This window comes from Undibacterium sp. Dicai25W, from assembly GCF_049340505.1.
GTDB lineage: Bacteria > Pseudomonadota > Gammaproteobacteria > Burkholderiales > Burkholderiaceae_D > Undibacterium > Undibacterium jejuense.
Genome location: NZ_JBMPOQ010000020.1, coordinates 48588 through 61210 on the forward strand (window position 1 = coordinate 48588; position 12623 = coordinate 61210).

The window sequence follows — 12623 nt, forward strand, 5'->3', positions numbered from 1 at the left end:
GTGTCCTTAGTAACAGGATTATTTTTGTGGTCAATCCTACGCTATTTGTGCCGTGGAGTAAGAAATGCTTTCACCCAAACAAAAGTCTAAGGTACTGGTCGTCGAAGATGATGAATTAGTCTCTTTGCAAATCCAGATCAAGCTGGAAATTCTTGGCTACCAAGCCATCGCATCAACTGCCTTCGGCGAAGAGGCAATCGAGCTCGCGCGCGAACTACATCCGGACGTTATCCTGATGGACATCATGCTCGCCGGCAAAATCGACGGTATCACAGCGGCCAATACCATCCACGCTGAATTAGGACTTCCTGTCGTTTTTTTGACCTCCCAAACAGAAGACGACACCCTTGATCGTGTCAAAGAATCCGAAGCATTTGGCTATATCATCAAACCATTTACCGATCGTGAATTGCGTGCCGGTCTGGAACTCGCCATCTACAAACATGGTGCCGAAGAGAAACTACGCCTAAGCGAGCAGCGTTTACGCGCAATTTTTGAAGCAGAACCAGAGTGTGTAAATGTCGTTGATCGAGATGGTAATCTCATAGAAATCAATGCCGCTGGTCTTGCCATGCTAGAAGTGCGGGACATCGACGAAGTGCGGCAACGCGGCTTAATTTCTTTCATCCACCCGAAATACCGGGATGCATTCCAAACTCTGTTTGAAGACGTGTTATCTGGAAATAGTGGTACTTTGGAGTTTGAAATAACTGGTTTAAGGGGCACCCGTCGCTGGCTGGAAACCCATGCCGTACCGATTCGCGATGCCATCAAATCCAGCATCATGATGTTGGGTGTCACACGTGATATTTCTGAGCGCAGACATGCTGAAGAAGCATTACGGCAAAGCGAGCTGGATTTGCGTGAAGCAGAGCATATTGCCCAGGTAGGGCATTGGGTCTGGGAGCCGGATATCAACAAAGTCACCTGGTCGGATGAAATGCAACGCATCTGGCAACGTGACCTGACGCAATATCGCGGCAACATTGCGCAAATGATCTTTGATACAGTACATCCAGAAGATCAACAACATATTATCAATCGCCAAAAAGACACCTTTAAACAACATAGTCTGGCATCCGCTTTTGAATACCGGATTATTTTGCCCGATTTAAGCATACGTCATATCTGGGCGATGCCCGGAAATCGCATCATGAATGCCAGCGGCAGAGTCGTGCGGCTGACGGGCATTGTGCAGGACGTTACCGAACGCAAACTCGCCGACGCAGTGAGACATGTCAGTGAAGAGCGCCTGGAGCAAACTTTTGTCGCCTCACCAATAGGAATGGCGTTAGTAGGACTCGATCTGCGTTTTTTGAAAGTCAATCACGCATTTTGTGACATGCTTGGCTGGTCCGAAAACGATATTCTTAATCAGGGATTTGACCTGTTCACACCAATCGAGGATCTGGCATCTGACCAAAGATTAATTTCTGAAATCGTGAGTGGTGTGCGTCAAAGTTACCAGCTAGAAAAACGCTACCTGCATCGCCGTCAGCAAGATGTCTGGACTCAACTCAATGTGAGTGTTGTCAGAGACAAGGCTGAAAAAGCAATCCACTTTGTCTTTCAGATTCAGGATATTACTGAGCGCAAAATCGCCGAAACACAATTGCACAAATTATCTCTGGCGGTAGAGCAAAGCCCAGAGACAATTATCATCACGGACGTCAATCGTCACATTGAATACGTTAATGAATCGTTTTTAAAAACTTTCGGTTATACGCGCGACGAAATTATCGGAAAAGATCCGAAAATTATCCGCTGCAATGAATATCACGACGACCATTTATTATCTCTGGTGCCAACGATTTCACAAGGAAATATCTGGAAAGGCGAGTTTCATAATAAACGCAAAAATGGCAGCGAGATTATCCAATATGCGATCATTACTCCGCTACGCCAGCCGGACGGCACGATTAGTCATTACGTATCAGTACAAGAAGATATCACCGATAAAAAACGCCTCGGTGAAGAGTTAGATAAACATCGTCACCACCTTGAAGAGTTGGTGGTCAGTCGTACCACTGAGTTAGCGGAAGCAAGGCGTCAAGCTGAAGCTGCCAATGAAGCGAAAAGTAATTTCATCGCTAATATGAGCCATGAAATTCGCACGCCCATGAATGGTGTTCTGGGTATGACATATCTGGCGATGGCAGCAACCAGTGATCCAAAACAACGTGATTATCTGAAGAAGATTCAGCTATCCGGTCAACACTTGCTGCATATCGTCAACGACATTCTGGATTTCTCAAAAATTGAAGCAGGCAAGATGACGCTGGAAGCGGTGGACTTCTGGTTAGAGGAAATTCTGAATAATCTGTCGAGCATGATGAGTAATAAGCTCATTGGTCGTAATATTGCTTTGAATTTCGATGTCGATAAAGAATTAGCAAATCACATGCATGGAGATCCACATCGCCTCAGTCAGATTTTGATTAACTACACCAACAACGCCATCAAATTCACCGAGCAAGGTGAGATCATCGTCAGGGTGCGAAAAGTACAGGATGCCGCAGATGGCTGGCTGGTACGCTTTGAAGTACAGGACTCTGGCATCGGTATGACACAGGCACAACAAAGCAAATTATTTCGCTCATTTCAACAAGCGGATAATTCGACAACGCGCAAATATGGGGGAACCGGATTAGGTTTGGCAATCAGCAAGCAACTTGCAAAATTAATGGGCGGTGATGTTGGCGTGCACAGTGAATTGGGTAAAGGCAGCACTTTCTGGTTTACGGTACACCTGTCAGCTGCAAAAGAAGTTGCCGCCATACCAGAAGCGAAGATAGATGCACTCAACAACACACGTCTGCAGTTACTGTCCAAAGAACGCGGCGGACTGACAGTATTGGTGGTCGATGACAACCAATTCAATCAACAAATTGCCACCGAACTACTGGAAGCTGCCGGACTCACCATTTTATTGGCTGGCAACGGTAAGCAAGCCATCGATATTTTACGAAAAAAGCCTGTCGATTGCGTGTTGATGGATATCCAGATGCCTATCATGGATGGGTTGGAAGCAACCCGCAAATTACGCAGTATAGAAAAATTCGCTCGCTTACCAGTCATCGCCATGACCGCCAACGCAATGAACGAAGATCGTTTGCAATGCCTGGGGGTCGGCATGAATGATTTTATTGCCAAACCATTTGTGCCCGAAGTCTTATACAGTACCTTGACACGTTGGCTGTCAAATAACAATGAAGTGCATGAAACTACAGAGTTGTATGAAGCACCGCAGCAAGTTGTCTTCGATAAAAATTTATGCATCGATTTACGCGTTTTAGAAAAGCAATTAGGTGCGGTACCTGAAAAAATTGGAAAATTTGCGTCAAAATTTGTCGACTCCGCACGCAAAGGATTACAAGAACTGGACGAGGCTTGCCATGCGAAAGATCAGATTACTCTTTCAGCATTAGGACATCGTTTAAAATCCAGCGCACGCACTGTCGGGGCACATCAATTTGCCGACCTGTGTCACGAATTGGAAGAATTAAAAAATAAATCCAATCTGCATCGTTCTCTTGAAATCGTGAGCGAAATGCATGAATGGTTTGAAAAAATTGAGTCCTTTGTTAGCCTTTATTTGAAATCCAAAGGCAATATGGATTTAATTATTCCAAAAACTGACTCGATCGGTACGGCATCTCACTCTGATTTACACGTTTTAGTATTGGAAGACGATGCAAACCACATCGAAATCGCCAGCACGACGTTGCGCAAGCTCGGTGTCACTCGCATTATGTCTTGCATGGATGGGCATCAGGCACTGACGATGATACGCACCTACAATCCTGATTTATTGTTGTGTGATCTGCATTTACACGGCATGGATGGGATCACTTTTTTGCGTTTAGTCGCAGAACACGGTTATTCAGGTTCGGTGATCTTACTTAGCGGTGTCGATCATAACTTATTGAAAGTAGCGGAAAGTCTGGTAAAGGCCTATGGTTTGAATCTACTGGCCGCGCTGAAAAAACCATTGTTGCAGGATTCTCTGGAACTCGCTCTGGCACATCAGAAGCATTCACGGCCAGAACGTGTTCAATACAAAAAAGAAGCCGTACTGACAATCGCGGAATTACAGCAAGGTATCGCTGACGATTGTGTTGAAGTTTTCTATCAGCCTAAAGTCTCCGTCTTTAACAAACAAGTGGTCGGTGCCGAATGCCTCGCACGCTGGCGTCATCCTGAGCGCGGCATCATAGGCCCGGCTTCATTTGTGCCGGTCATGGAAGCACACGGAATGATCGATGTCCTGACCCATGAAGTGCTCAAGAAGGGCTCGTTACAACTCGGAAAATGGCTCAAAGAAGGGCACGACTTTAAACTATCCGTTAACGTTTCCATGGACGATCTGGATCAACTCGATTTGCCTGAGGAGTTTGAACGTATCGTCTGTAACGCAGGTGTACAACCAAATCAAATTACACTGGAATTAACGGAAAGTCGTTTAATGGAAAATCTGACAGTGAGCCTGGAAATTTTAACGCGCTTGCGCCTGAAGGGATTTGGCCTGTCTATCGACGACTTTGGTACCGGTTTTTCGACGATGGAAAATCTTAAACAATTACCTGTGACCGAACTCAAAGTCGATCGCGCATTTGTCAATGGCGCGACCAAAGATGAAGCAGCCAGAGCTATTCTGGGTTCCAGTATTCAATTAGGAAAAATATTCCGGCTCAATTTAGTCGCGGAAGGTGTAGAGAAACAACAAGATTGGGATTTAATCGCTGGCTCAGGTTGTGATGAGGTACAAGGATATTTTATCGCCCGTCCAATGGCAGCGAAGGAATTTATGGATTGGAAAATAGAATGGGATCTGAAGCTTAAACAAGATTCGCAACAAACAAATTAATTTAACTGGTTTTTAGATAGGTGAAATTATGGACGATTCTCTCTCTCCTTCCGACAATGCGCATCTGCACGTGATGATTGTCGATGATGACGATTTTCAAATCGAATTTGTTTCCGATTTGCTGGCAGAATGCGGTATAAAAAATATCGTCACTGCCTTGGGCGGGAAAAGTGGACTCACCATTTTTGATCACACCAATCCCAAGCCAGATTTACTTTTATGTGACATACAAATGCCGGATATTGATGGCTTCGAATTTATGAAAAAATTAGGAGAACGCAACTACACTGGTGGCGTGATATTGATGTCTGGACAAGGCGCAAAAGTTTTGTATTCTGCTTCGCTGGTTGCGCAGTTAGCACGCCAGAATTTTTTAGGTACGATAGAAAAACCTTTGCAAAAAGATGCTCTGCTGGCTGCAATAGAAAAACTATATGCAAAGGTATAACCCTTAGCTGATACGTAGTTTATTTGGGCAATTTATAGAAATCCCCCGACAACGAATGCTGGGGGATTTTTTTATTGAAGCAATGCTTGTAGCTTAGGTGTTCACGAGTGTAGCCAGATATTGCAGACCCTCGATAGCGCGGCTACCATACCAGGATAGCATTTCGCCATCCACCAGTTGCACTGGTTTTCCGGTTTGTCGTTCCAAGGCATCGACATGTGATTCATTAAATCGATAAGGTTCAGTAGACAATAAAATGCGATCAATTTCTTGTGCCATTTGATCGTTCCAGTGAAAAACGGGGTATCTGCTTTTAGCGTCTTTTGGTGTCCAGGTTTGCCACGCGATCATGCGCAACATATTTGAGATATAGGTATCCTGAGACACCGTCATCCACGTATCTTGCCAAATACAATACACGACTCTTTCAGACTTAAAAGCATTCATTTCAAATAAAGCTTTACTTGCTCCTTCAAATTCGCGTATCAGCTTTGTCGCCGCTTTTTCCACCTGAAAGATATGTCCTAATAATCGATATAGATCCAGATTATCCATGGGCGTAATTGGATGTGTCACAATTACATGGGGAATAAATTCTACTAAAGCGTCTACCGTTGGCTTTTCATTCTCATCAATGTTGACGATCAGATGAGTTGGTGCCATCTTGCGAATTTTTTCTATATTCACATCTTTGGTGCCACCGATTTTTGGTATCGCTTGTACGATCTGTACGGGATGAATACAAAATCCCGTACGACCAACAATCAAACTAGCCAGACCAAGATCGCACAGTAATTCAGTGATCGAAGGCACCAGACTGACAATGCGGGTATCGGCCTTATTCGCCAATGGGTGTCGTTGACCTATCGCGTCGACCAAATAAGATGTCGCCAGCATCTTTATTTTCCTGCTTCTTCGACGCGTGCTTTGTGCGGCGCGCGGGAAAACAAAAAATCATAGACAGGATTAGGTAATAGTCGCAATAATTTTGCCACTAAGCCCATTTGCCAGGGTATAACCCGATAAGAACGTCCAGCATCGATCGTCTGAATAGCCTGGTTCGCGAATCTTTCGACAGGCATCAAAAATGGCATAGGATAGGAATTCACCTGGGTCATCGGCGTATCAATATAGCCTGGGGCGATGGTTACCACGCGTATCCGATTTTTTCTCAACTCCACCCTCAAAGATTCGCAGTAACTAATCACTGCGGCCTTGGAAGCGCTATATGCTTCGGCGCCAGGTAAGCCACGTATGCCAGCCACGCTGCCTATCCCAACCAATCGACAATTCTCTTGTTTTGAATAGGTTTTCATGGCAGCAATAAATGGTGCAAAAGTCGCGACAGTTGCAGTTACGTTGGTTTGAAAGACACGGTCAAAGACCGGCAAATCACCTTGATGCTCGGTCAAGGTACCGACCGATATACCGGCATTGGCAATAACAATATGAACTTGTCCGCATTGTTTCAAAAAATCCTCAGCAGCTGACGCCACTGCGGCGTGGTCGGTCACGTCCACTGCGTAGATGTGATGGCGCTCCGGATTCGGTAAATTGGCGCGTAGCTGTTCGAGATTTTCTTTGCGTCTGGCGAGCAGACCCAACCTTGCGCCTTGTTGTGCATAAGCCTTAGCCAACGCAGCACCTATGCCTGATGACGCACCGGTAATGAAAACAGTTTTCATATGATCCAATAAAAAAGTCCGCCGGATAGAAAGTATACGGCGGACTGATGATCGTAGTGGCGATCGTAACTATGGCTTATTTCTTTTTCGCTGGCTCAGTTGGCGTCAGGCCTTTATCTTTTTGCGCCTTGGCAACTAAGAAATCCAACACCTGCAGTACTGCAGTATTTTGGGCGTCTTCCGAAGCACGACCAACGGTACTGATAGCCTGAGCAGGAGAAGTCACAAAACGTCCATCGACGGCGATGGTTGGAACGCCATCGATTTGATATGCGTCCGCCAATTGTTTGGCACGGGTCAATTTACTCTGAGTAAAAAATACAGAATTATAAATTTCTGAAAACTTTTGTTTATCGAGACCGGATTTTGCAACGAAGCGCATCACGTCGTCATCGGTTCTCAAGCTGTTGTGATCAACGTGGAAAGCAGCAAATACCTTAGGTTGGTATTCATCCACTTTTCCCATTGCTTCCAGAGTGAAGAACAATTTTTGTTGGGTAACGAGATCATGAAAATCGACGTGTATACGTTTGAAAACGATATTATCGCCTTGCTTTTTGACCCAGGCTTCGATATGTGGCTCTAATGCATTGCAATGGGGACAGAAGTAACCAAAGAACTCAATGACTTCAATTTTTTTCCCACTGTCCGTTCCCTGGGGACGGGACAAGACACGATATTCAGTGCCATTTTGTGGCGCAGCAGGTGAAGCACCGGCACCAGTTGCAATTAAACCCAATCCCAGCAGCATGACACTACGTACAATATGACTAAATAAACGCATTATTCTTCCTTTACAAAATTACTTAACAGTTCGCACAACGGCAACATCAACGCCATTATCAGACAACTTAGTTCTTGTTCGGTTCATACTTTCTGCATTATTAAATGGCCCGACGCGGACGCGATACATGGTTCCTGTGTCAGAATTTTTTTCGCTGACCTTCGCTTCAAAACCAATTAATGCAAGTTTAGCGCGTGCGCCCTCAGCATCTGCCTGATCCTTAAAGGCACCCGCCTGCAAGAAGTAAATGTACTTGTCGTCATTCGCTTCATTCTTTGCAACATCAGCAGCTTTGTCGTTCTTTTCTGCGAGTGTTTTATCCACTGCAGGTTTGGTTTCTGCTTTTGTTTCAACTGCTGTTTTAGTAGCTGCGGAAATAGTGGATACCGGTGGGGTCCCAGCAGGCGTAGCCGCCGTTTCGGCTGACTTAGGTGCATTCGGATCTTTTACAAACTCCTTGGCTACCTCTTTCGTCGTCTCTTTATTTCCATACAAAGGCTTATTCGGATCCTGTAACTGCGTGACTGGTTGATCCGGTTTATCTGATTTCAATCCTTTGTTGGTAAACGGCGTCGACGATTTGGTAATTAATAGTGCAACCGCAACCGCTATACCAAGACCAATGACCAGACCAATAATTAGTCCCGTTAAAGTATTGCCCCGTTGGCCTTGCAGGCTTGAATGATGAGATTTCATGCGTCTCCGAAGAATAAATAATTACGCTGGTGTCATTGCTAGAGTACGAAAATTTGAGGTCAATACCTGCACGCCTGCGCCTTTGATGCCGACACAAGCATGCAAGGATATTAAACAATTACATTTTATTTGGCGCTGATACACCGATCAAAGACAAGCCATTGCGAATGACCTGACGTGTAGCCAGCATCAGCGCCAAACGTGCCATCTTGGTCGCTTCATCGTCAACCAATACACGTTCGGCATTGTAATAGCTATGCAATTCGCCTGCCAGATCGCGCAGATAGAATGCCACCTGATGTGGACCTAGCTCATCAAGTGCACGTTCTAATGCTTCTGGATATTCAGCCAGCTTTGCCAACAGAGTTGCTTCGCGTGGTGCGACCAAAGGTGACAAATCAACATTTACCAGACCAGCAAAGCCTGCTTCGTCGGTCGAATATTGCGCCAACACTGAACAAATACGTGCATGGGCGTACTGCACATAGTAGACCGGGTTTTCATCAGACTGTGCCAATGCCACGTCAACGTCAAATACGAATTCTGTATCTGCTTTACGTGAAATCAGGAAGAAGCGTACGGCGTCACGGCCTTTCACCACATCGCCATTGCCTGACCAGTCGATCAGATCACGGACTGTGACGTAAGAACCAGCACGTTTAGAAATTTTAACTTCCTCGCCGTCTTTCATGACGGTAACCATTTTATGCAACACGTAATCTGGATAACCTTGTGGGATACCAACATTCAAGGCTTGCAGACCGGCGCGAACACGCGCGATGGTGCCGTGGTGATCACTACCTTGTATATTGATCGCCTGGCGATATCCGCGCTCCCATTTAGTCACGTGGTACGCAACGTCGGGGACAAAATAAGTATACGTTCCATCCGACTTTTTCATGACGCGATCTTTATCGTCGCCATACTCGGTTGTGCGCAGCCACAGTGCACCGTCTTGTTCGTAGGTTTTACCGGCGGCGGTCAGTGCTTTGACGGTAGACTCAACTTTACCGTCCGTGTACAAAGAAGATTCGAGGTAATAATGATCAAATTTAACACCAAATGCCTGCAGGTCGCTATCTTGCTCACGGCGTAAATAAGTCACGCTGAATTCACGAATGGAATTGATATCGTCTACATCACCGCTGGCGGTAACAGGTGAACCATTGCTGGCGGAGACCGTTTTTTTATCTAAGAAATCACGTGCAATTTCTGCAATGTAGTCACCGTTATATGCGGACTCAGGCCAGGCTGCATCGCCTGGCGCATGGCCTTTGGCACGTGCCTGCACCGACAAAGCCAGATTACCAATCTGCACGCCAGCATCGTTGTAATAGAATTCACGAGTGACATCGTAGCCTTGTACGTCTAACAGCGCGGCTAAGGCATCGCCTAACGCACCTTGACGACCATGACCTACGTGCAGAGGGCCGGTAGGATTGGCAGAAACAAATTCCACCACCACTTTTTGACCAACACCACGCTGGCTTTTGCCATAATTTGCGGCCTGCTGCAATACAGTTTTCACCACAGCCTGTTTCGCAGCGGTAGCGACACGAATATTAATAAAACCAGGTCCGGCAATTTCAACGGTTGCGATTAGCGGGTTGTTGAGTGCCTGGAGATTGGTCACGATGGTGTTCGCAATTTCGCGTGGATTTTTGCGCAAGGGCTTAGCGATTTGCATTGCGATATTGCAAGCAATGTCACCGTGGGCTGGATCGCGAGGACGCTCCAACAAGATGGAAGGTGTTAAGTCACTGCCTTCCAATATCGGAGCAATCGCGTTTTTGAGGAGATTCAGGATTTCTTGTTTTTGTTCAGCTAACATAGCGCATCGTGTTCATTGCGTTTCGCGCAACAAATCTTAATAAGGACAGCGGTCATTATACTGTCTCCCCCGCGCCATGTCCGTCTGCTTATGCTTGTGATCACACAGTTTGTGGTGGCGTTGAAGCGTTCTTGATACTGGTGAGATATATCACGCGCAGTAAATTAGCTAAAAATAAACCATTCATCAGTCCATAAATCAAACAGGTAGTACTCACAAAGCCGATTTCTGTTTTTAGTGCAGGCTTCATTGCCACTATGACGTTCTCTACATATTTGATTGAAAACATGGTCAGCAACAATATCATCGGTTTCCAGCTACCACGCATATGTAACTGGCCATCTGGTAGCAAGCTCATCGCTTGCTTATTCCCAAAAACAAATATCAGACCTAATCCAAGCAAGCATCCGGTGCTCCAACAAACAATCACAGCCGCTTGCATGCCAAAATGTTGGTAAATCCCTTGCAAGGACCACAACAACATAAAGACTGGCAATATCACCATCGATTTAAAACTCATCACACGATCCTTACTCGCCTTCATGCCGCGTGAAACTAAAAACAAGAGAATAAACCAGACCCATAACGGTGTGTGTGTCAGAATTTCTTGCAGCATGTTGATCTCCTTGTGTGGTTGAATCAGAAAGTGAGGCTAGTATGGCAAGTCATTTTTAGCACGTCATGAAGATTGCGATGAGCCGTAAATTAAAGTCGTCAAATGATGCGTAAGCGGCGTGAGTTGCACAGGTGACGCGTGTAGAATGTCAGGTTTTCTTTGTTTGGAAACGCTATGTGGTTCAAGAATTTACAGATATTTCGTCTTACCTCTCCATGGCAAATCACTGCTGAGGAGTTACATACACAACTGTCCCGTATTGCATTCTCACAATGTGCTTCCAATGAAATGCAAAGTCAGGGTTGGGCGCCACCACGCAATAATGAGATGCTGGTACATAGCGTCAATAAACAATTTTTAATTTCGTTGGCGACTGAAAAGAAGTTATTACCATCAAGTGTGATCAATCAGGTCACTAAAGCCCGAGCTTTAGAATTAGAAGAGCAACAAGGTTTTGCTCCTGGCCGTAAAGCAATGAAAGACTTGAAAGAAAGAGTCACCGATGAACTTTTGCCACGTGCATTTGGCGTTAAACGCAATACCTCGGTCTGGATTGATCCGGTCAATCGCTGGTTGGTGATTGATGCGTCCAGCCCCTCCCGCGCCGATGAAGTGGTTAAACTGTTGCTCAAGTGCTGCGATAAACTGCCATTGGAGGGCTTGCGCGTTAAATCTTCACCGCAAGCAGCGATGACATCATGGTTAGCTGGTAACGAAGCTCCTAAGGACTTTACGATCGATCAGGATACAGAACTGAAATCGTCCACAGAAGACAAAGCAACCGTGCGTTATGTTCGCTATACCCTAGAACCAGACGATATTCAAAAGCACATCGCAGCGGGCAAACAATGCACCAAGCTTGCGTTGACTTGGGACGACCGTATCAGCTTTGTCCTGACAGATACGCTGACCATCAAACGCATTAAACCTTTGGACATTCTGGATGAAGATAAAGATAAAGGTACTAACGAAGAAGAGCGTTTTGATGCCGACTTCATGTTAATGACTGCTGAATTAGCAAAGATGATGGATGATATCGTGTTCGCCTTGGATGGGGAACTGGAACCAGCAAAGGCGGCATAAACTTTCTTAAGTTTAATAAAAAAGACGAGTTGGACTCGTCTTTTTTATTGGCCTAAAAATCAGTTGTTGAGAATTGAATTGAGTATCGCTTTGAAAAATGCAAAAAAAAACGAGCTGCCTAAGCAACTCGTTTTTTCTTCTACTGGCGGAGCGGACGGGGCTCGAACCCGCGACCCCCGGCGTGACAGGCCGGTATTCTAACCAACTGAACTACCACTCCTAAACCTGAAAACCTTGTTCTGACTGTAATTATCTGTGGTGGGTGCTGAGAGGCTCGAACTCCCGACCTACGCCTTGTAAGGGCGCCGCTCTACCAACTGAGCTAAGCACCCATATTCTTGCTTAGTCAGATAACTACTACGATGCTGTGTCACCAACATCAACAGAAGCAATATTATAGTACGCTTACTGCTATTTGTCTAGTACCTTTGTAAGTAATTTCGTTTATTTCCTGGATACTACTTACAAAAATCTAGTATTCTCACTTAAAAGCAAAACCCCTCACTGTTTTCACAGAGAGGGGTAGCATTGGGGAGCCTGACGATAACCTACTTTCACACTGGTTGCAGCACTATCATTGGCGCAGAGTCGTTTCACGGTCCTGTTCGGGATG

The 12623-nt window shown here is 45.5% G+C and carries 9 protein-coding genes and 2 tRNA genes; 3 read left to right on the forward strand and 8 right to left on the reverse strand.

The features are described from left to right. Nucleotides 1–64: 64 nt before the first annotated feature. Together ACO0KY_RS16860 and ACO0KY_RS16865 are read left to right on the forward strand one after the other, a co-directional pair. A complete protein-coding gene (locus tag ACO0KY_RS16860) occupies nt 65–4867 on the forward strand; it encodes a response regulator (RefSeq protein WP_423047977.1) in 4803 nt (1600 codons plus the stop codon). Between the two features lie 28 nt (nt 4868–4895). Then, nucleotides 4896–5315: a response regulator gene (locus ACO0KY_RS16865; RefSeq protein WP_423047979.1), complete on the forward strand. Its 420-nt coding sequence runs from the start codon at nt 4896–4898 to the stop codon at nt 5313–5315. A gap of 93 nt (nt 5316–5408) precedes the next feature. Here the strand turns inward: ACO0KY_RS16865 and ACO0KY_RS16870 are convergent, their stop codons facing one another. The 6 genes from ACO0KY_RS16870 to ACO0KY_RS16895 all read right to left on the reverse strand — a co-directional run bounded on the left by ACO0KY_RS16870 (nt 5409) and on the right by ACO0KY_RS16895 (nt 10927). After that, nucleotides 5409–6212 (reverse strand): helical backbone metal receptor, encoded by an 804-nt coding sequence (locus ACO0KY_RS16870; RefSeq protein ID WP_423047981.1) that lies wholly within the window; start codon nt 6210–6212, stop codon nt 5409–5411. Between the two features lie 2 nt (nt 6213–6214). Continuing rightward, nucleotides 6215–7000: an SDR family oxidoreductase gene (locus tag ACO0KY_RS16875; RefSeq protein WP_423047983.1), complete on the reverse strand. Its 786-nt coding sequence runs from the start codon at nt 6998–7000 to the stop codon at nt 6215–6217. Between the two features lie 76 nt (nt 7001–7076). Next, complete coding sequence (locus ACO0KY_RS16880; protein ID WP_186913937.1) at nt 7077–7784, reverse strand: thiol:disulfide interchange protein DsbA/DsbL; 708 nt, start codon at nt 7782–7784, stop codon at nt 7077–7079. Between the two features lie 18 nt (nt 7785–7802). Further along, nucleotides 7803–8480: an SPOR domain-containing protein gene (locus tag ACO0KY_RS16885; protein ID WP_186913936.1), complete on the reverse strand. Its 678-nt coding sequence runs from the start codon at nt 8478–8480 to the stop codon at nt 7803–7805. 118 nt (nt 8481–8598) lie between these two features. After that, nucleotides 8599–10311: an arginine--tRNA ligase gene (gene argS / locus ACO0KY_RS16890; protein WP_423047986.1), complete on the reverse strand. Its 1713-nt coding sequence runs from the start codon at nt 10309–10311 to the stop codon at nt 8599–8601. Nucleotides 10312–10411: 100 nt separating this feature from the next. After that, a complete protein-coding gene (locus ACO0KY_RS16895) occupies nt 10412–10927 on the reverse strand; it encodes a DUF6622 family protein (RefSeq protein WP_423047988.1) in 516 nt (171 codons plus the stop codon). A 174-nt stretch (nt 10928–11101) separates the two neighbouring features. Here ACO0KY_RS16895 and ACO0KY_RS16900 point away from each other — a divergent pair, with 174 nt between their 5' ends. Continuing rightward, entirely contained in the window at nt 11102–12010 is a 909-nt protein-coding gene (locus tag ACO0KY_RS16900; RefSeq protein ID WP_423047990.1) for a recombination-associated protein RdgC, read from the forward strand. Nucleotides 12011–12153: 143 nt separating this feature from the next. Here ACO0KY_RS16900 and ACO0KY_RS16905 read toward each other — a convergent pair. Both ACO0KY_RS16905 and ACO0KY_RS16910 read right to left on the reverse strand, forming a co-directional pair. Continuing rightward, nucleotides 12154–12230 (reverse strand) — tRNA-Asp (locus ACO0KY_RS16905). A 36-nt stretch (nt 12231–12266) separates the two neighbouring features. Further along, nucleotides 12267–12342, reverse strand: a tRNA-Val gene (locus tag ACO0KY_RS16910). Nucleotides 12343–12623: the final 281 nt, after the last annotated feature.

Bases quoted from the DNA above. Each gene is read 5' to 3' on its own strand.
- ACO0KY_RS16885 (WP_186913936.1), bottom strand. From the start codon at position 8,480: ATGAAATCTCATCATTCAAGCCTGCAAGGCCAACGGGGCAATACTTTA.
- argS (WP_423047986.1), bottom strand. From the start codon at position 10,311: ATGTTAGCTGAACAAAAACAAGAAATCCTGAATCTCCTCAAAAACGCG.
- ACO0KY_RS16870 (WP_423047981.1), bottom strand. From the start codon at position 6,212: ATGCTGGCGACATCTTATTTGGTCGACGCGATAGGTCAACGACACCCA.
- ACO0KY_RS16865 (WP_423047979.1), top strand. From the start codon at position 4,896: ATGGACGATTCTCTCTCTCCTTCCGACAATGCGCATCTGCACGTGATG.
- ACO0KY_RS16875 (WP_423047983.1), bottom strand. From the start codon at position 7,000: ATGAAAACTGTTTTCATTACCGGTGCGTCATCAGGCATAGGTGCTGCG.
- ACO0KY_RS16860 (WP_423047977.1), top strand. From the start codon at position 65: ATGCTTTCACCCAAACAAAAGTCTAAGGTACTGGTCGTCGAAGATGAT.
- ACO0KY_RS16880 (WP_186913937.1), bottom strand. From the start codon at position 7,784: ATGCGTTTATTTAGTCATATTGTACGTAGTGTCATGCTGCTGGGATTG.
- ACO0KY_RS16900 (WP_423047990.1), top strand. From the start codon at position 11,102: ATGTGGTTCAAGAATTTACAGATATTTCGTCTTACCTCTCCATGGCAA.
- ACO0KY_RS16895 (WP_423047988.1), bottom strand. From the start codon at position 10,927: ATGCTGCAAGAAATTCTGACACACACACCGTTATGGGTCTGGTTTATT.